Annotated in this window: 16 protein-coding genes and 1 tRNA gene; 8 read left to right on the forward strand and 9 right to left on the reverse strand. The window is 57.4% G+C overall.

What is annotated here, in order from left to right; genetic code table 11:
• Positions 1–11 precede the first annotated feature (11 nt).
• The gene (locus tag KB892_RS01665; protein ID WP_002917677.1) at positions 12–440 is read right to left on the reverse strand and encodes a GlcG/HbpS family heme-binding protein; all 429 of its coding nucleotides are present in this window, start codon (positions 438–440) and stop codon (positions 12–14) included.
• Between the two features lie 413 nt (positions 441–853).
• Between KB892_RS01665 and KB892_RS01670 the strand changes: the two genes are divergently transcribed.
• From KB892_RS01670 to KB892_RS01690, 5 genes are read left to right on the forward strand one after another with little or no spacing between them, the layout of a single operon-like run.
• A complete protein-coding gene (locus KB892_RS01670; protein ID WP_002917676.1) occupies positions 854–2,521 on the forward strand; it encodes a propanediol/glycerol family dehydratase large subunit in 1,668 nt (555 codons plus the stop codon).
• A 12-nt stretch (positions 2,522–2,533) separates the two neighbouring features.
• Positions 2,534–3,118 (forward strand): propanediol/glycerol family dehydratase medium subunit, encoded by a 585-nt coding sequence (locus tag KB892_RS01675; protein ID WP_002917672.1) that lies wholly within the window; start codon positions 2,534–2,536, stop codon positions 3,116–3,118.
• 2 nt (positions 3,119–3,120) lie between these two features.
• Entirely contained in the window at positions 3,121–3,546 is a 426-nt protein-coding gene (locus KB892_RS01680) for a glycerol dehydratase small subunit DhaB3 (RefSeq protein ID WP_062954969.1), read from the forward strand.
• A gap of 12 nt (positions 3,547–3,558) precedes the next feature.
• Positions 3,559–5,382 carry a diol dehydratase reactivase subunit alpha gene (locus KB892_RS01685; protein ID WP_002917661.1) on the forward strand — a complete coding sequence of 608 codons (1,824 nt, stop codon included), beginning with the start codon at positions 3,559–3,561 and terminating at the stop codon, positions 5,380–5,382.
• 53 nt (positions 5,383–5,435) lie between these two features.
• Complete coding sequence (locus tag KB892_RS01690; protein ID WP_002917658.1) at positions 5,436–6,239, forward strand: MIP/aquaporin family protein; 804 nt, start codon at positions 5,436–5,438, stop codon at positions 6,237–6,239.
• Between the two features lie 51 nt (positions 6,240–6,290).
• On the opposite strand, the gene hdeB is transcribed toward KB892_RS01690, so the two are convergent.
• Together hdeB and KB892_RS01700 are read right to left on the reverse strand one after the other, a co-directional pair.
• Positions 6,291–6,596 (reverse strand): acid-activated periplasmic chaperone HdeB, encoded by a 306-nt coding sequence (hdeB, locus tag KB892_RS01695; protein WP_002917655.1) that lies wholly within the window; start codon positions 6,594–6,596, stop codon positions 6,291–6,293.
• Positions 6,597–6,622: 26 nt separating this feature from the next.
• Positions 6,623–7,198 carry an HdeD family acid-resistance protein gene (locus KB892_RS01700; RefSeq protein ID WP_002917651.1) on the reverse strand — a complete coding sequence of 192 codons (576 nt, stop codon included), beginning with the start codon at positions 7,196–7,198 and terminating at the stop codon, positions 6,623–6,625.
• 240 nt (positions 7,199–7,438) lie between these two features.
• Between KB892_RS01700 and KB892_RS01705 the strand changes: the two genes are divergently transcribed.
• Entirely contained in the window at positions 7,439–8,110 is a 672-nt protein-coding gene (locus tag KB892_RS01705) for a YfdX family protein (protein WP_004188513.1), read from the forward strand.
• A gap of 90 nt (positions 8,111–8,200) precedes the next feature.
• On the opposite strand, the gene KB892_RS01710 is transcribed toward KB892_RS01705, so the two are convergent.
• Both KB892_RS01710 and evgA read right to left on the reverse strand, forming a co-directional pair.
• Positions 8,201–11,443, reverse strand: coding sequence for an ATP-binding protein (locus tag KB892_RS01710; RefSeq protein ID WP_004150925.1), 3,243 nt, complete (start codon positions 11,441–11,443; stop codon positions 8,201–8,203).
• 4 nt (positions 11,444–11,447) lie between these two features.
• Positions 11,448–12,062 (reverse strand): acid-sensing system DNA-binding response regulator EvgA, encoded by a 615-nt coding sequence (evgA, locus tag KB892_RS01715; protein WP_002917647.1) that lies wholly within the window; start codon positions 12,060–12,062, stop codon positions 11,448–11,450.
• A 301-nt stretch (positions 12,063–12,363) separates the two neighbouring features.
• On the opposite strand from evgA, the gene KB892_RS01720 reads away from it, so the two are divergent.
• The gene (locus KB892_RS01720; protein WP_004144804.1) at positions 12,364–12,729 is read left to right on the forward strand and encodes an HdeA/HdeB family chaperone; all 366 of its coding nucleotides are present in this window, start codon (positions 12,364–12,366) and stop codon (positions 12,727–12,729) included.
• A gap of 68 nt (positions 12,730–12,797) precedes the next feature.
• Here the strand turns inward: KB892_RS01720 and KB892_RS01725 are convergent, their stop codons facing one another.
• Both KB892_RS01725 and KB892_RS01730 read right to left on the reverse strand, forming a co-directional pair.
• Entirely contained in the window at positions 12,798–13,070 is a 273-nt protein-coding gene (locus tag KB892_RS01725) for a hypothetical protein (RefSeq protein ID WP_002917638.1), read from the reverse strand.
• Positions 13,071–13,605: 535 nt separating this feature from the next.
• Positions 13,606–13,681: transfer RNA gene (locus tag KB892_RS01730), tRNA-Ile, on the reverse strand.
• 124 nt (positions 13,682–13,805) lie between these two features.
• Here KB892_RS01730 and mug point away from each other — a divergent pair.
• The gene (gene mug, locus KB892_RS01735) at positions 13,806–14,312 is read left to right on the forward strand and encodes a G/U mismatch-specific DNA glycosylase (protein WP_002917636.1); all 507 of its coding nucleotides are present in this window, start codon (positions 13,806–13,808) and stop codon (positions 14,310–14,312) included.
• A gap of 99 nt (positions 14,313–14,411) precedes the next feature.
• On the opposite strand, the gene rpoD is transcribed toward mug, so the two are convergent.
• Both rpoD and dnaG read right to left on the reverse strand, forming a co-directional pair.
• The gene (gene rpoD / locus KB892_RS01740; RefSeq protein ID WP_004174339.1) at positions 14,412–16,253 is read right to left on the reverse strand and encodes an RNA polymerase sigma factor RpoD; all 1,842 of its coding nucleotides are present in this window, start codon (positions 16,251–16,253) and stop codon (positions 14,412–14,414) included.
• 218 nt (positions 16,254–16,471) lie between these two features.
• Positions 16,472–18,217: a DNA primase gene (gene dnaG, locus KB892_RS01745; protein ID WP_002917631.1), complete on the reverse strand. Its 1,746-nt coding sequence runs from the start codon at positions 18,215–18,217 to the stop codon at positions 16,472–16,474.

Below are 18,217 nucleotides of genomic sequence, written 5' to 3' on the forward strand. Positions count from 1 at the left end.
CTCGCTTCAGGTTATAATGCGGAAAAACAATCCAGGGCGCACTGGGCTAATAATTGATCCTGCTCGACCGTACCGCCGCTAACGCCGACGGCGCCAATTACCTGCTCATTAAAAATAACTGGCAGGCCGCCGCCAAAAATAATAATTCGCTGTTGGTTGGTTAGCTGCAGACCGTACAGAGATTGTCCTGGCTGGACCGCTGAAGTAATTTCATGGGTACCTTGCTTCAGGCTGCAGGCGCTCCAGGCTTTATTCAGGGAAATATCGCAGCTGGAGACGAAGGCCTCGTCCATCCGCTGAATAAGCAGCGTGTTGCCTCCGTGGTCAACCACGGAAAACACCACCGCCACGTTGATCTCAGCGGCTTTTTTTTCCACCGCCGCCGCCATTTGCTGGGCGGCAGCCAGGGTGATTGTCTGAACTTGTTGGCTCTTGTTCATCATTCTCTCCCGCACCAGGATAACGCTGGCGCGAATAGTCAGTAGGGGGCGATAGTAAAAAACTATTACCATTCGGTTGGCTTGCTTTATTTTTGTCAGCGTTATTTTGTCGCCCGCCATGATTTAGTCAATAGGGTTAAAATAGCGTCGGCAAAACGTAATTAAGGGCGTTTTTTATTAATTGATTTATATCATTGCGGGCGATCACATTTTTTATTTTTGCCGGCGGAGTAAAGTTTCATAGTGAAACTGTCGGTAGATTTCGTGTGCCAAATTGAAACGAAATTAAATTTATTTTTTTCACCACTGGCTCATTTAAAGTTCCGCTATTGCCGGTAATGGCCGGGCGGCAACGACGCTGGCCCGGCGTATTCGCTACCGTCTGCGGATTTCACCTTTTGAGCCGATGAACAATGAAAAGATCAAAACGATTTGCAGTACTGGCCCAGCGCCCCGTCAATCAGGACGGGCTGATTGGCGAGTGGCCTGAAGAGGGGCTGATCGCCATGGACAGCCCCTTTGACCCGGTCTCTTCAGTAAAAGTGGACAACGGTCTGATCGTCGAACTGGACGGCAAACGCCGGGACCAGTTTGACATGATCGACCGGTTTATCGCCGATTACGCGATCAACGTTGAGCGCACAGAGCAGGCAATGCGCCTGGAGGCGGTGGAAATAGCCCGCATGCTGGTGGATATTCACGTCAGCCGGGAGGAGATCATTGCCATCACTACCGCCATCACGCCGGCCAAAGCGGTCGAGGTGATGGCGCAGATGAACGTGGTGGAGATGATGATGGCGCTGCAGAAGATGCGTGCCCGCCGGACCCCCTCCAACCAGTGCCACGTCACCAATCTCAAAGATAATCCGGTGCAGATTGCCGCTGACGCCGCCGAGGCCGGGATCCGCGGCTTCTCAGAACAGGAGACCACGGTCGGTATCGCGCGCTATGCGCCGTTTAACGCCCTGGCGCTGTTGGTCGGTTCGCAGTGCGGCCGTCCCGGCGTGTTGACGCAGTGCTCGGTGGAAGAGGCCACCGAGCTGGAGCTGGGCATGCGTGGCTTAACCAGCTACGCCGAGACGGTGTCGGTCTACGGCACGGAAGCGGTATTTACCGACGGCGATGATACTCCGTGGTCAAAGGCGTTCCTCGCTTCGGCCTACGCCTCCCGCGGGTTGAAAATGCGCTACACCTCCGGCACCGGATCCGAAGCGCTGATGGGCTATTCGGAGAGCAAGTCGATGCTCTACCTCGAATCGCGCTGCATCTTCATTACCAAAGGCGCCGGGGTTCAGGGGCTGCAAAACGGCGCGGTGAGCTGTATCGGCATGACCGGCGCTGTGCCGTCGGGCATTCGGGCGGTGCTGGCGGAAAACCTGATCGCCTCTATGCTCGACCTCGAAGTGGCGTCCGCCAACGACCAGACTTTCTCCCACTCGGATATTCGCCGCACCGCGCGCACCCTGATGCAGATGCTGCCGGGCACCGACTTTATTTTCTCCGGCTACAGCGCGGTGCCGAACTACGACAACATGTTCGCCGGCTCGAACTTCGATGCGGAAGATTTTGATGATTACAACATCCTGCAGCGTGACCTGATGGTTGACGGCGGCCTGCGTCCGGTGACCGAGGCGGAAACCATTGCCATTCGCCAGAAAGCGGCGCGGGCGATCCAGGCGGTTTTCCGCGAGCTGGGGCTGCCGCCAATCGCCGACGAGGAGGTGGAGGCCGCCACCTACGCGCACGGCAGCAACGAGATGCCGCCGCGTAACGTGGTGGAGGATCTGAGTGCGGTGGAAGAGATGATGAAGCGCAACATCACCGGCCTCGATATTGTCGGCGCGCTGAGCCGCAGCGGCTTTGAGGATATCGCCAGCAATATTCTCAATATGCTGCGCCAGCGGGTCACCGGCGATTACCTGCAGACCTCGGCCATTCTCGATCGGCAGTTCGAGGTGGTGAGTGCGGTCAACGACATCAATGACTATCAGGGGCCGGGCACCGGCTATCGCATCTCTGCCGAACGCTGGGCGGAGATCAAAAATATTCCGGGCGTGGTTCAGCCCGACACCATTGAATAAGGCGGTATTCCTGTGCAACAGACAACCCAAATTCAGCCCTCTTTTACCCTGAAAACCCGCGAGGGCGGGGTAGCTTCTGCCGATGAACGCGCCGATGAAGTGGTGATCGGCGTCGGCCCTGCCTTCGATAAACACCAGCATCACACTCTGATCGATATGCCCCATGGCGCGATCCTCAAAGAGCTGATTGCCGGGGTGGAAGAAGAGGGGCTTCACGCCCGGGTGGTGCGCATTCTGCGCACGTCCGACGTCTCCTTTATGGCCTGGGATGCGGCCAACCTGAGCGGCTCGGGGATCGGCATCGGTATCCAGTCGAAGGGGACCACGGTCATCCATCAGCGCGATCTGCTGCCGCTCAGCAACCTGGAGCTGTTCTCCCAGGCGCCGCTGCTGACGCTGGAGACCTACCGGCAGATTGGCAAAAACGCCGCGCGCTATGCGCGCAAAGAGTCACCTTCGCCGGTGCCGGTGGTGAACGATCAGATGGTGCGGCCGAAATTTATGGCCAAAGCCGCGCTATTTCATATCAAAGAGACCAAACATGTGGTGCAGGACGCCGAGCCCGTCACCCTGCACGTCGACTTAGTAAGGGAGTGACCATGAGCGAGAAAACCATGCGCGTGCAGGATTATCCGTTAGCCACCCGCTGCCCGGAGCATATCCTGACGCCTACCGGCAAACCATTGACCGATATTACCCTCGAGAAGGTGCTCTCTGGCGAGGTGGGCCCGCAGGATGTGCGGATCTCCCGTCAGACCCTTGAGTACCAGGCGCAGATTGCCGAGCAGATGCAGCGCCATGCGGTGGCGCGCAATTTCCGCCGCGCGGCGGAGCTTATCGCCATTCCTGACGAGCGCATTCTGGCTATCTATAACGCGCTGCGCCCGTTCCGCTCCTCGCAGGCGGAGCTGCTGGCGATCGCCGACGAGCTGGAGCACACCTGGCATGCGACAGTGAATGCCGCCTTTGTCCGGGAGTCGGCGGAAGTGTATCAGCAGCGGCATAAGCTGCGTAAAGGAAACTAAGCGGAGGTCAGCATGCCGTTAATAGCCGGGATTGATATCGGCAACGCCACCACCGAGGTGGCGCTGGCGTCCGACGACCCGCAGGCGAGGGCGTTTGTTGCCAGCGGGATCGTCGCGACGACGGGCATGAAAGGGACGCGGGACAATATCGCCGGGACCCTCGCCGCGCTGGAGCAGGCCCTGGCGAAAACACCGTGGTCGATGAGCGATGTCTCTCGCATCTATCTTAACGAAGCCGCGCCGGTGATTGGCGATGTGGCGATGGAGACCATCACCGAGACCATTATCACCGAATCGACCATGATCGGTCATAACCCGCAGACGCCGGGCGGGGTGGGCGTTGGCGTGGGGACGACTATCGCCCTCGGGCGGCTGGCGACGCTGCCGGCGGCGCAATATGCCGAGGGGTGGATCGTACTGATTGACGACGCCGTCGATTTCCTTGACGCCGTGTGGTGGCTCAATGAGGCGCTCGACCGGGGGATCAACGTGGTGGCGGCGATCCTCAAAAAGGACGACGGCGTGCTGGTGAACAACCGCCTGCGTAAAACCCTGCCGGTGGTAGATGAAGTGACGCTGCTGGAGCAGGTCCCCGAGGGGGTGATGGCGGCGGTGGAAGTGGCCGCGCCGGGCCAGGTGGTGCGGATCCTGTCGAATCCCTACGGGATCGCCACCTTCTTCGGGCTAAGCCCGGAAGAGACCCAGGCCATCGTCCCCATCGCCCGCGCCCTGATTGGCAACCGTTCAGCGGTGGTGCTCAAGACCCCGCAGGGGGACGTGCAGTCGCGGGTGATCCCGGCGGGCAACCTCTACATTAGCGGCGAAAAGCGCCGCGGAGAGGCCGATGTCGCCGAGGGCGCGGAAGCCATCATGCAGGCGATGAGCGCCTGCGCTCCGGTACGCGACATCCGCGGCGAACCGGGCACTCACGCCGGCGGCATGCTTGAGCGGGTGCGCAAGGTAATGGCGTCCCTGACCGGCCATGAGATGAGCGCGATATACATCCAGGATCTGCTGGCGGTGGATACGTTTATTCCGCGCAAGGTGCAGGGCGGGATGGCCGGCGAGTGCGCCATGGAGAATGCCGTCGGGATGGCGGCGATGGTGAAAGCGGACCGTCTGCAAATGCAGGTTATCGCCCGCGAACTGAGCGCCCGACTGCAGACCGAGGTGGTGGTGGGCGGCGTGGAGGCCAACATGGCCATCGCCGGGGCGTTAACCACTCCCGGCTGTGCGGCGCCGCTGGCGATCCTCGATCTCGGCGCCGGCTCGACGGATGCGGCGATCGTCAACGCGGAGGGGCAGATAACGGCGGTCCATCTCGCCGGGGCGGGGAATATGGTCAGCCTGTTGATTAAAACCGAGCTGGGTCTCGAGGATCTTTCGCTGGCGGAAGCGATAAAAAAGTACCCGCTGGCCAAAGTGGAAAGCCTGTTCAGTATTCGTCACGAGAATGGCGCGGTGGAGTTCTTTCGGGAAGCCCTCAGCCCGGCGGTGTTCGCCAAAGTGGTGTACATCAAGGAGGGCGAACTGGTGCCGATCGATAACGCCAGCCCGCTGGAAAAAATTCGTCTCGTGCGCCGGCAGGCGAAAGAGAAAGTGTTTGTCACCAACTGCCTGCGCGCGCTGCGCCAGGTCTCACCCGGCGGTTCCATTCGCGATATCGCCTTTGTGGTGCTGGTGGGCGGCTCATCGCTGGACTTTGAGATCCCGCAGCTTATCACGGAAGCCTTGTCGCACTATGGCGTGGTCGCCGGGCAGGGCAATATTCGGGGAACAGAAGGGCCGCGCAATGCGGTCGCCACCGGGCTGCTACTGGCCGGTCAGGCGAATTAAACGGGCGCTCGCGCCAGCCTCTCTCTTTAACGTGCTATTTCAGGATGCCGATAATGAACCAGACTTCTACCTTAACCGGGCAGTGCGTGGCCGAGTTTCTTGGCACCGGATTGCTCATTTTCTTCGGCGCGGGCTGCGTCGCTGCGCTGCGGGTCGCCGGGGCCAGCTTTGGTCAGTGGGAGATCAGTATTATCTGGGGCCTTGGCGTCGCCATGGCCATCTACCTGACGGCCGGTGTCTCCGGCGCGCACCTAAATCCGGCGGTGACCATTGCCCTGTGGCTGTTCGCCTGTTTTGAACGCCGCAAGGTGCTGCCGTTTATTGTTGCCCAGACGGCCGGGGCCTTCTGCGCCGCCGCGCTGGTGTATGGGCTCTATCGCCAGCTGTTTCTCGATCTTGAACAGAGTCAGCATATCGTGCGCGGCACTGCCGCCAGTCTTAACCTGGCCGGGGTCTTTTCCACGTACCCGCATCCACATATCACTTTTATACAAGCGTTTGCCGTGGAGACCACCATCACGGCAATCCTGATGGCGATGATCATGGCCCTGACCGACGACGGCAACGGAATTCCGCGCGGGCCGCTGGCGCCGTTGCTGATTGGCTTGCTGATCGCCGTGATCGGCGCGTCGATGGGGCCGCTAACCGGCTTTGCGCTGAATCCGGCGCGCGACTTCGGTCCAAAACTGTTTACCAGTCTGGCCGGGTGGGGCTCGATCGCCTTTACCGGTGGGCTGGCGATCCCTTACTTTCTGGTGCCGCTGCTGGCGCCGGTGGTGGGGGCGATTATCGGGGCGTTTTTGTATCGCAAGCTTATCGGCCGCCATCTGCCGTGCGAATGCGGTATCGATGAGTAAAGCGGGACCCGCCGCAGCGCGGCGGGTTTCCCCGGCCTGATGCCGGGGGGGTTATTTTTTGATGACCGCGCTGAGATCGCCAAGTTTAGCGGCGGGGTTCTTGTGGCACTCCTGCAGCATTTTCGGTACCGAAACGGTCTCGACTTCATGCCAGTCAACATAGTCGCCGCCGCTAAAGTCGGTGTTGCGATTCACTACCCAGAAGGCCACCGGGGTCATGCTTTTTGGGTTCATATCCATAAATTCCTGACAGGTCATATTCTGCGGCGTGGTTTCCTCAACCGCGAACGCCGGGCTGGTCATCAGACAGAATGTGGTAGCCGCCACGGTCAATACGAGTGCTTTAGGTAAATTCATTTTCTTCTCCAGTGACAAAATAGGGCTTAAGCCTGAGCGTGCTTCATTTTATTGCGCAGGACCAACAAGCCGATGGCGCTAAATATCATTTCAACGCCGATAAAGGCGGTAATAAATAACCAGCTTTGCTGCGGGTTCATGGCCAGCCACAGGCAGGCGATAAGTAAATCCAACAGGCCGATAAAAATATTCCAGCCAGCGCCGCTTTGTTTGCGGGTTTGACATCCGTTAACGATGCGGGAAATACCGCCGAGAACAAATAAAAAGCCAAATAAAATGGCCAGACTGCTCATACCGTTGAGAGGATTGACGACAAAGCTCAGGCCGAGCACGATCCAGGCGATGGCGAAGATCAGCGCCACCAGGCGTGATTTCCAGTGCTGCTGGCGGAAGACAATCAGGCTGTACAGCGAATAGAAGCCGCAGATCATCAATAACATGCCGGTTACTGTGGCGAGATACCAGCCGGCGACCAACGGCCAGGCCAGACAACAGGCTCCGCAGATAAACAGCAATACCGCCATCAGGCAGGCATGCCGTTTATATCGAATGAAGACGCGTGGGCTAAACGCATTTAAGGTGTAATGGCTAAACATAAACATAATTGCTCCGCAGATCCCGGTTGGCGGCCTGACGCTGAATAAAAAGCGTGAGGGTTTATTCAGCGGGCCAAAAGAAAGGTCTGAGGAAAATAGTAGGCCGCGCGATCGGCAGGCGTAAATAAGAGCGCCGAGGCCACTTTATACGCCTGGTCTGACAGCTGTCAGACCAGGCCCGCAATATTACTTCCGGGCTCTGATTCTCAATGCCCGCGATATTTTTTAAGCTGGCTGCGTTTGGTGATGCTTACCGATTTTAATCAGGAGTCAACGATGAAAAAAGTCATTCTGGCGAGCCTGCTGGCAACCATGATGAGTACCTCTCCGGTATGGGCAACAGATAGCGCGACGGCAGCGCCAGCCGCGCCAGCCGCGGCAGCCACGACGCAGGTACAGAAAGAAGCCGCCGATGTGCTGCAGGTGGCGGTGCAGGGCGCGAATGCGATGCGCGACATCCAGTTCGCCCGTCTGGCGCTGTTCCATGGCCAGCCGGATAGCGCCAAAAAACTGACAGACGACGCCGCCGCGCTGCTGGCCGCCGATGATGCCAGCTGGGCGAAGTTTGTGAAAACTGATGCTAAAGCCAAAATGATCGCCGATCGCTATGTGATCATTAACGCCTCTATCGCCCTGTCTGAAGACTATGTGGCCACGCCGGAAAAAGAGAGCGCTATCCAATCCGCCAACGAAAAGCTGGCGAAAGGCGATCAGAAAGGGGCTATCGATACCCTGCGTCTGGCCGGTATTGGCGTGATTGAGAACCAGTATCTGATGCCGCTTAACCAGACCCGTAAGGCGGTAGCGCAGGCGCAAGAACTGCTGAAAGCCGGTAAATATTACGAAGCGAATCTGGTGCTGAAGGGCGCTGAAGAGGGCATTGTGGTGGATAGCGAGATGCTGGTGGCAGGCAACTGATACTTGTTCCACCCTGAGAGAGCGCAGAGGAAAAAACTGACAAGGATGTCCCCTTAACGCTCGGGCAGGCGGACTGCCCGAGCGGAACGGCTAGCGGCCGATCAGGGCGTCGATTTCGCCATCGATCTCGCGCATGACGCCGGTGATGCGCTGTACCACCTCCAGACAGCTTGCCGGCGTCAGCGAATCAGGCCGCTTTGCCTCAAAAGGGGCGCACAGTTGTTGTAGCGCAGTAATCCCCAGAATTTGTGCTGAACCGTGCAGACGGTGCAGCGCCCGCAGAAAAATCTGCGGCTCATGCCGGGCGATTGCCTGTCCGGCAGCCTGTAAATCCGCGGCCGACGCATCGCGGAACGTCTCCAGCATCTCATTCATCAGCGCCTGGTCTCCCCCCGTATTCTCGCTCAGCACGCTGAGCTTCAGGTGCCGGGTAGCGTGAGGTGATGCGCGGCCCACCGCTAAACGGCTGAGCTCATGACTCAGCGTCTGGACCGACACCGGCTTAAACAGACACATATTCATGCCGCTGGCCAGACACGCCTCCCGCGACTGCGGCAGCGCGCTGGCAGTCACGCCCCAAATTACCAGGCCCGGATAGCGACGGCGTAGCGAGGCCGCCAGCGCCAGGCCATCTTTCTTCGGCATATTGAGGTCTGTTATCAGCAGATCGTAATGTTTGCTGGCGAGCTTATTCTCTGCCTCTTCACCGTCGCAGGCTTCATCGACGCTATAGCCGATAGTGCTGAGCTGGCGCTTGAGCAGTAGCCGGTTGGTGGGGTGATCGTCCGCTATCAGTATCGCCAGCCCGGGTAGAGCCTGCGGTCTGGCGGGCGACGCCTGCGGCGCGTGGATCGCGCAGCGGCTCGCCTTGACCGGCAGCGTGATGGTGAAAGTGGTCCCCACGCCCGGACGGCTGACCATCTCCAGGCGACCCTGCATCAGCGCAACCAGCTCTTTGCAAATGACCAGCCCCAGTCCGGAGCCGGTCTGCTGGCGTCCCTGGCGCGCCTGGGCATAGCGGTGGAAGAGGGTGGCCTGCTCTGCTTCACTGATCCCGCAGCCGCTGTCGCTAACCATGAGGGCCAACTCTCCCTGTGTCTCATTCGCCGGCGTCAGCCGGCAGGAGACCTGAATTGCGCCTTCGACGGTAAACTTCAGCGCATTGCCAATGAGATTATTGAGGATTTGCCGTAGCGCCTGCGGGTCGACCCACAGCATGGTCCCTTCCTGCAGCGCGTTATGGTAGTGCAGATCGATGCCCTTTTGCTGCGCCAGCGCGTCGAAGGTATGACACTGCTGCGACACTAACTGTGCGACATCGCTCCACTGCGGGGTAACCTGGTATTTTCCCGATTCAATCTTGTCGATATCAAGAATATTGCCGATAAGTCCCAGCAGGGTTTGCGCCGTCGACCCCGCCAGCTCGATCGCCTCTTTACGCTGGCCGCCGTTCAGCTCCGGTTTCGCCAGCAGCTCCAGAAAGCCGACGATGGCGCTCACCGGCGTGCGCAGCTCGTGGCTCATGCTGGCCAGAAAGCGGCTCTTGGCTTTTGTCGCCTGAATCGCTTTGTCTTTTTCGCGCTCCAGCGCACAGGAGAGGGCCTCCTTCTGCGCCAGCTCCTCCTCGAGCCGCTGCTGGGAGTCTTTACGTTTGCGCACTTCCCGACACAGGGAGAGTCCCCAGCCGAGGCTGATGGCGATCAGCACCAGCGCAAAGGCGATCAGCTGGTAAAACTGGCGGCTGTACTGGCTCCAGTTCTCTATTTGCTGACTGGAGATTTTCGACCACTTCTCGGTCATCTGCAGAATATCCCGTGGCGGAATAACCTGCAGCGCTTTGTTAAGAATGGCGGCCAGCACCGGTTCATCGCGCGGGATGGCCAGCCGAATGGCCGCGACGGGGAGTCCATCAATGCGGGTGTAGTGCAGACCCTGTGGATAGTAGTGGTCGATCATATAGCGGGCGGAAAGCTCCGAGGCTACGGCGGCATCCACTTCGCCTTCCTCTACCATCTTCATGGCGACGCCAACGTTATCCGTTTCCACCCAGTTAATCAGCGGAAAACGCGCTTTCAGATCATGGGCGGCGATAGGCCCGACCGGCAGGGCGATCCGTGCCGAGCGCGTCAGCAGATGCTGGTCGGGGGCGCTGCCGCGGGCGACCAGCACAAAGGCCACGTTAATAAGCGGATCGCTGAGGGTGACGTAGGCCTGCGGCTGTGGGGTCAGGGTGGCGGCGGGCATGATCGCCCAGTCCTCTTTTTCCATGCGCTTTGCCAGAGCCTGACGGTTGCGCACCAGAATAGGGTCAAACTGCAGGCCGGTCTGGAGTGAGACAATATTCAGCATATCGGCCATGATGCCGCGCAGTTCATCCTCGTTATCCACCAGGGTAAATGGCGGAAAATAGGGGTTCACCAGCAGGCGGACGCGACGATGCTTCTGCACCCAGCGCTGTTCTTCGGGGCTAAAGGTAAGCGGGGTATTGAGAAACGACAGATCGCCACGGTTGAGCCAGTTTTGCATGATCCGCATCGCGGTGTCGCTGTCGACGGCATGGATAAAACGGTCGAAGAGTTGATGCAGCTCTGGCCGATCGTCACGGGTGACAAAGCGGTTGTGTTGCTCCTGCTGACGAAAATAGTGCGCGATAACCAGCGATTGCGAGAAATATTTCGAGATGCAGTGGCCAGTGGTGATGTTGTTGCCGATAAAATACTGATTCTCGCCGCTGACCACCGAGGCGAGAGCCTGATAGTCGCTATCATAAAGGGTGATTTTGGCGTTGGGAAACGCCTGCTGAATAATATCGAAAAAAGCGCAATCGCGGGTGCAGGCCAGCGTGACGCGGCGGTCAGTGGTCAGCGGCGGCAGAGGGGATTTCAGCGAGGTGACCAGCGTCGGCCAGGTTTTAAGCAGCGGCGCGGATTGATCCAGGCCCGGGGCGAGCGCATCCCGGTGCGCCACCTGAGTGAGCAGGGTATCCACCTGGCGGTCGGCCAGGGCGGTGAGCGCCTGCTGCTCGGTGTCATACTGGCGGATAATCACCTTCAGTCCGAGGCTGTGCGCCATCAGCGCCAGATAGTCGGCGTTAATGCCCTGATAACTTTTCTCGTCGCCGTCATAGACGATGGGCGTCCTCTCGGGAAGCCAGGTCCCGACGGTCAGCGTCGGCTGCGCCGCCAGCCATGCTTTCTCCTTACCGCTAAGCGGGATATCGATCGCCGCGATATGAGAATGGCTCTTCAGCTCCAGCTGTTTCATGGCATACGCGGCAGGCGAGAGGCTCAGCGCCAGCCCGACAACGACGGATAAAATAAGACGAACCGCCATGCCATCACCCTATTTTATTGCGTTGCGCAAAGTCATATAGCTCAAGCAGGGTGCTGCAGCCTAATTTATCCATCAGACGGACCTTATAGGTACTTACCGTTTTATTGCTGATATTCATTTTGCTGCCGATGGTGGTGTAGTCGACGCCGCTGAGAATATAGCGGAACACCTTCATCTCCTGCGTTGACAGCGTATCCAGCCGGTTCTGATCGGTGATGCCGTGGGTGCAGAAGCGTTCCAGTGAAAAGGGGAAATAGCTGTAGCCATTATTGGCTGCGTCGATTGCGGCGAGGATATTATTCATTCCCTCTTTTTTACTCACAAAACCATTTGCTCCGCAGTCGGCGCTGCGTTTGCCGTAGAACAGTTCATTCTTAGCGGAAATGATGATGATTGTTCCCTGGTAGCGGCGTTTGCGCAGCTGCTCCAGCACCTCGATACCGCTGAGCTCTGGAATATCGACGTCGACGATGAGCAGGTCAGGCTGCATGCTTTCCGCGGTCTGCACGGCATGAGCGCCGCTGTCGAGCTCTGCCGCGACGGTAATACCGTTGCTGTCGAGAAGGTTGCGAATGGCGATACGTGCCAATGGATGATCGTCAATGATTATCGCATTCATGGGGGCGTAAATCCTGATATGAAAAAAGAAGGGCGATGCCTGGTGCAGGTGCGGCGGGGGTTATTTTTATCGATGCCGTTATAAGGCGTAATTGTAACACAAATCGTTTTGGGCCAGGGGAATATTGTGGAGCTGAGCCAGACGAATATATTTGCATAGCTGGATGACAGCTGTAGGAACGGGCGTTCACTTGCTTCAGCGCGGTCTGCTGTTAAAAAAAATGCAAACGATTAATCTGCTCTTATTAAGGTGAGTTCTCGGGAATATCGTCCGGCGACAACTGGCAGGTAAAATAATAACAATGGCGAAAGAAAAACGCGCCTTCTGGCGAAAATGGGTTTGGAAACATCTGATGGCAGGAATAACAGTACTGGCAATGAGTAGCGCCGCGGTGGGAAAGGATGTCGTCCCCGATGAGGCGCGGACCCGAGATATGATGCGCTGTCAGGATTATCTGCAACTGGATCCGCGCGCCTGGACGCCGATGGTGATTTGGCTGATGAACGATCCTTTTTCACTGGAGCCGCCGGAGTGGACCGACTTCCATGAAGCCGAGCTGGTGCTGACGCCGATCCTCACCGAAATCTGCCGTCAGGAGCCGGATGTCTGGCTCACCTCGCTGCGGGAACGGCTCAATTCTTATCAGCAGGTGCGGTCGCTGAACTAAGCGACCGCGGTAAAACGGCAGAAAAAGTGACTAAATGCGCAGTTAGCGGCCTTCTTCTGCGCAAAGGCTCAGCAGCGGCCCGCTTTTTGCGACAGGGCGTCGCAGGTTTTGCTCGCTAGCGTCGGGTTGGCGCCGGCGCAGATGGCATCCGAGACGGTGCTACCGCCGCCCAGCGGGATCAGCCTGTAAAGCTTCGGCTCGGCGGCCTTCGTCACATAGCAGCGATGGCTGGTTTTGCCGATGGTGACTACAAAGTTGGTTTTCACATCCTGCTGCCTCGCATCGGAAATTGACACCTGCGAAGCATCGACATTAAAAGCAAACGCGGCGGCCTCTTTCATTTTCCGTCGTCATGGGTGGTTTAGCTACGCAATTCATTAATAACAGTGCCAGACAGGTACTGATTGATATATCCCGTATTTTCATCATTTCATCCTTTTTGTAAGTCAGCGGGTTATATATAAGAGCGGGGGGAGGAACGCGTTGATTTCGATCAGCTGGCGCAGGCTATGGTTATTTTTCGGAAATTGACCTGTGTTGTTACATTTATCGTGAGTAGTATGAATTCCAGCATTGCAGGAATGAAAGATATTTCAAGACTACGTTGCGTAGTTAGACAGAAGTCAACAGGAGTGCGGCGGTTATGGGCTGCCCGAGATGCTCTGAGCAATATTTTGCTAAGGCAGAATGCTATCTGTTTTAGCGTAAGCGCAAATTTTCCCTGCGTTATAACGGACTTTTTATCCTCTTAATGGGATAGCGACAACACGCTAAGCCATGCGCGCTGCTCAGCGGTTTGTGGTGCCATTTTAAAATTCAGGAACAAAAAAGCCACTCTTTCGAGTGGCTTAATTATATGATTTTAAAGCTAAAATTTGGTGGCCCCTGTTGGGTTTGAACCAACGACCAAGCGATTATGAGTCGCCTGCTCTAACCACTGAGCTAAGGGGCCGTGGCGAGGGATTATAAAGTAACTGGCGATTGCAATCCAGCGTAAAGCGCGCAGCTGCTGTTTTTATAAACAATGCATTTTCAATCCTTTATAATCATGTTTTAGCCATACAGCCGGAGAAAACATGATTAGCGATATCCTTGCGCCGGGCCTGCGCGTTGTCTTTTGCGGTATCAACCCGGGGAAGTCCTCCGCCCATACCGGCTTTCATTTTGCCCATCCTGGCAATCGCTTCTGGAAGGTCATCCATCAGGCCGGGTTCACCGATCGGCAGCTCAGGCCGGAAGAGGAGCTGCAGCTGCTGGATACGCGCTGCGGCATCACCATGCTGGTAGAGCGTCCGACGGTGCAGGCCAGCGAGGTCGCCTTGCAGGAGCTGCGCAGCGGCGGCCGTGAGCTGGTGCGGAAAATTGAGGAGTATCAGCCGCAGGCCCTGGCGGTGCTCGGCAAGCAGGCCTTCGAGCTGGCCTTTAACCAGCGCGGCGCGAAGTGGGGGAAACAGGCCATGACCATCGGGACGACCCAGGTGTGGGTGCTGCCTAATCCCAGCGGCTTAAACCGGGCGACGCTCGATAAGCTGGTGGCGGCCTATCGTGAACTGGACGATGCCCTGGCAACCCGCGGCCAGTAGCGGAGAGAGGCGACTTTCCCCGGATGGCCACCTGAACGCCATAAAAAAAGCTCCCCGTAGGGAGCTTTTTAACAGGCTGTAGACGATGCCCCGCGACGATTAATCGTCGAGGAAGCTACGCAGCACTTCAGAACGGCTCGGGTGGCGCAGTTTACGCAGCGCCTTCGCTTCGATCTGACGGATACGTTCGCGGGTAACGTCGAACTGTTTACCCACTTCTTCCAGCGTGTGGTCGGTGTTCATGTCGATACCGAAACGCATACGCAGCACTTTCGCTTCACGAGCGGTGAGGCCGGCCAGCACGTCATGCGTTGCCGCGCGCAGGCTCTCGGTGGTCGCAGAATCCAGCGGCAGCTCGAGGGTGGTATCCTCGATGAAATCCCCCAGATGCGAATCTTCATCGTCGCCGATCGGCGTTTCCATGGAGATAGGCTCTTTGGCGATCTTCAGCACTTTACGGATTTTGTCTTCCGGCATCAGCATACGCTCAGCCAGCTCTTCCGGGGTCGGTTCACGGCCCATCTCCTGCAGCATCTGACGGGAGATACGGTTGAGCTTGTTAATGGTCTCAATCATATGCACCGGAATACGGATGGTGCGCGCCTGGTCCGCGATAGAGCGGGTGATGGCCTGACGGATCCACCAGGTGGCGTAGGTCGAGAACTTGTAGCCGCGACGGTATTCGAACTTATCGACCGCTTTCATCAGACCGATGTTGCCTTCCTGAATCAGGTCGAGGAACTGCAGACCGCGGTTGGTGTATTTCTTGGCGATAGAGATAACCAGACGCAGGTTCGCTTCAACCATCTCTTTCTTCGCACGACGGGCTTTCGCTTCGCCGATGGACATGCGACGGTTGATATCTTTAACCTGCTCGATGGTCAGGCCGGTCTCTTCTTCAATCTGCTGCAGCTTCTGCAGGCCGCGCTGCACATCTTCTTTCACTTCCAGCAGCTTCTCAGACCACGGCTTGTTCATTGCCACCGCGGCGTTGAACCAGGTTTCGCTGGTTTCGTTGCCGGTGAACAGGGTGATGAAGTTTTTCTTCGGCATTTTGCACTGCTCAACGCACAGCTTCATGATGATACGTTCCTGAGTACGAACGCGATCCATCATGCTGCGCATGCTGTTGACCAGGTAATCGAACTGCTTCGGCACCAGGCGGAACTGCTTGAAGACTTCAGACAGCTTCAGGATCTCTTCCTGGGCGGCGGCATGGCTACGACCTTTGGCTTTGATGGTGTCGCGCGTCAGCTCGTACTGGGTACGCAGCTCGGCGAATTTCTCACGGGCCAGCTCTGGGTCGATGCTGTTGTCGTCATCGCTGTTGTCGTCGGCGTCTTCATCTTCGTCTTCGTCTTCGTCGTCATCCATCTCTTCCTGAGACAGCTCGGAGCCAACGTGGGTGGCGGTTGGCGCCATATCTTCTTCGGCGTTCGGATCGACGAAACCGGTGATCAGATCGGACAGACGGGCTTCTTCCGCTTCAACGCGGTCGTACTGCTCAAGCAGGTAGGTGATCGCTTCCGGATATTCGGCAACGGAGCACTGCACCTGATTGATGCCGTCTTCGATGCGTTTGGCGATGTCAATTTCGCCTTCACGGGTCAGCAGCTCTACGGTACCCATTTCACGCATGTACATACGCACCGGGTCGGTCGTGCGCCCGATTTCGGATTCCACGCTGGAGAGCACCTGCGCGGCGGCTTCGGCAGCATCTTCATCCGCGGTGTTTTCGGCAAGCATCAGATCATCGGCATCCGGTGCTTCTTCCATCACCTGAATACCCATGTCGTTGATCATTTGGATGATGTCTTCGATCTGATCGGAATCGACGATATCTTCCGGCAGATGGTCATTGACCTCGGCATAGGTCAGATAGCCTTGCTCCTTACCACGTTGGACAAGAAGCTTCAGCTGTGACTGCGGGTTTTGCTCCATAAGACGGTATCCACACTTAATTCGTTTGATTGGTGTCGGCAGACGGGCTGTCGACATTTAAAGCGAGGGCGTACTTATATTATTGCCGCTGCGCCTCTGCGCGGCTGTCGGGGGCTTCCCGATCGATACTCGGCACTTAAGCCGTTAAATACTTTTCCTTCACGTTGTTCTGCGTTTTCTTACTGCTTTGATACAACGTGAAGGATATTGTCTGTCATTTATTTTTTCGCCAGCTCCTGGCTGATGGTCCAGAGCTCCCGGCGTTCTTCACTGCTTAAACCGTGTGTGCGATCGCGAGCTATCAACTCTTCCTGTCGCAGTTCCAGCAGTGAATCAAACATATGGTTGAGCGAGTCGGTGAAGGTTTGTTCAGCGATGTCTTTATCTGCTATATCGTCCCACATCGACAGTTTTTCAAGGGTTGCCGCCTCTTTTGTGCCGCGATATTGCTCTAAAAGTTGCCCGGTTGTCAGACCAGGCTGCGCCAGACAGCTCTTCACCAGTTCGTTGAACAGGCTCAGTCCCGGCATTTTGCGCGAGTCCAGTCCCTCCAGCGGCGGGACTAACGGCGCCAGATCCGGGTTTTGCACCAGCAGTCCTATCAGTATACGCATGGTCGTGCGTTTTAGCTGCGGTGCGGGACGCGGCGCGCCATTTTCCGCCTGTTTTGGCATTAATCGTTCAAGCTGCGCGTCATCTAAAATGCCCAGCTTATTGCCCAACTCCTGACGCAAATAGATGCGCAGCGTTTCGCCCGGGACCTGGGTTATCAGCGGCAGCGCCAGCGTGCTCAGCTGCGCGCGCCCGTCCGGAGTACTCAGATCGACCTGCGGCAGCAGGCTGTTAAACAAGAACGTGGAGAGCGGCTGAGCCTGCTCCATCCGCGCCTCGAACGCCGCTTTGCCCTCTTTACGCACCAGCGTATCCGGGTCTTCGCCGTCAGGCAGAAACATAAAGCGTAGCTGGCGACCATCGGTCATGTACGGCAGCGCCGTCTCCAGCGCGCGCCAGGCGGCATCGCGGCCGGCCCGGTCGCCGTCGTAGCAGCAGATGACGTTATTCGTCACCCGGAACAGCAGCTGGATATGGTCGGCCGTGGTCGAGGTACCCAGCGAGGCCACGGCATAATTAATGTCGTACTGCGCCAGCGCCACGACGTCCATATACCCTTCGACAACCAGCAAACGCGGTGGTTCGGGGTTATCCTGCTGCGCTTCATACAGGCCATACAGCTGGCGGCCTTTATGGAATATGTCGGTTTCCGGGGAGTTCAGATACTTCGGCAGGGCATCGCCCAGCACCCGTCCGCCAAACCCAATCACCCGGCCTCGCTTATCGCGGATGGGGAACATCACCCGTTCGCGGAAGCGGTCGTAACTGCGTCCCTGATCGTTGGTGACCAGCATGCCGGCATCAATAAGCGACTGGCGGTTTTCCTGATTGCCGCCAAACCGTTTTAAAACGTTATCCCAACCTGGGGGAGCATAGCCGATGGCAAAGCGCGTAATCACCTCGCTGCTTAACCCCCGTTTCGCCAGGTACTGGCGCGCAGGATCGGCGGCGGGCTGCATCAGAGACTGTTGATAAAACGCATTCAGACCATCCAGTAACTGGTAGAGGTTCTGCCGTTGATGGCGCTCTATCTGGCTGGGTCCGTTGCCTGCTTCATAAGGCACTTCGAGGTTGTGCATGGCGGCCAGCTCTTCGACCGTTTCCACGAACTCGAGCTTGTCGTAGTTCATCAGGAAGTCGATAGCATTGCCGTGCGCCCCGCAGCCGAAGCAGTGGTAAAACTGTTTTTCACCGTTGACGGTGAAAGAGGGGGTTTTTTCGTTATGGAACGGACAGCACGCGTGAAAATTTTTGCCCTGCTTTTTCAGCTTTACCCGCGCATCGATCAGATCGACGATGTCGGTTCTGGCAAGCAGATCGCTAATAAATACACGTGGAATTCGTCCAGCCAT

It is taken from the genome of Klebsiella sp. P1927 (assembly GCF_018204675.1).
Taxonomy (GTDB): Bacteria; Pseudomonadota; Gammaproteobacteria; order Enterobacterales; family Enterobacteriaceae; genus Klebsiella; species Klebsiella pneumoniae.

Bases quoted from the DNA above. Each gene is read 5' to 3' on its own strand.
- KB892_RS01665 (WP_002917677.1), bottom strand. From the start codon at position 440: ATGAACAAGAGCCAACAAGTTCAGACAATCACCCTGGCTGCCGCCCAG.
- KB892_RS01705 (WP_004188513.1), top strand. From the start codon at position 7,439: ATGCTTACCGATTTTAATCAGGAGTCAACGATGAAAAAAGTCATTCTG.
- hdeB (WP_002917655.1), bottom strand. From the start codon at position 6,596: ATGAATTTACCTAAAGCACTCGTATTGACCGTGGCGGCTACCACATTC.
- KB892_RS01725 (WP_002917638.1), bottom strand. From the start codon at position 13,070: ATGAAAGAGGCCGCCGCGTTTGCTTTTAATGTCGATGCTTCGCAGGTG.
- KB892_RS01710 (WP_004150925.1), bottom strand. From the start codon at position 11,443: ATGGCGGTTCGTCTTATTTTATCCGTCGTTGTCGGGCTGGCGCTGAGC.
- rpoD (WP_004174339.1), bottom strand. From the start codon at position 16,253: ATGGAGCAAAACCCGCAGTCACAGCTGAAGCTTCTTGTCCAACGTGGT.
- evgA (WP_002917647.1), bottom strand. From the start codon at position 12,062: ATGAATGCGATAATCATTGACGATCATCCATTGGCACGTATCGCCATT.
- KB892_RS01680 (WP_062954969.1), top strand. From the start codon at position 3,121: ATGAGCGAGAAAACCATGCGCGTGCAGGATTATCCGTTAGCCACCCGC.
- dnaG (WP_002917631.1), bottom strand. From the start codon at position 18,217: ATGGCTGGACGAATTCCACGTGTATTTATTAGCGATCTGCTTGCCAGA.
- mug (WP_002917636.1), top strand. From the start codon at position 13,806: ATGATTAGCGATATCCTTGCGCCGGGCCTGCGCGTTGTCTTTTGCGGT.
- KB892_RS01685 (WP_002917661.1), top strand. From the start codon at position 3,559: ATGCCGTTAATAGCCGGGATTGATATCGGCAACGCCACCACCGAGGTG.
- KB892_RS01700 (WP_002917651.1), bottom strand. From the start codon at position 7,198: ATGTTTATGTTTAGCCATTACACCTTAAATGCGTTTAGCCCACGCGTC.
- KB892_RS01720 (WP_004144804.1), top strand. From the start codon at position 12,364: ATGGCGAAAGAAAAACGCGCCTTCTGGCGAAAATGGGTTTGGAAACAT.
- KB892_RS01670 (WP_002917676.1), top strand. From the start codon at position 854: ATGAAAAGATCAAAACGATTTGCAGTACTGGCCCAGCGCCCCGTCAAT.
- KB892_RS01690 (WP_002917658.1), top strand. From the start codon at position 5,436: ATGAACCAGACTTCTACCTTAACCGGGCAGTGCGTGGCCGAGTTTCTT.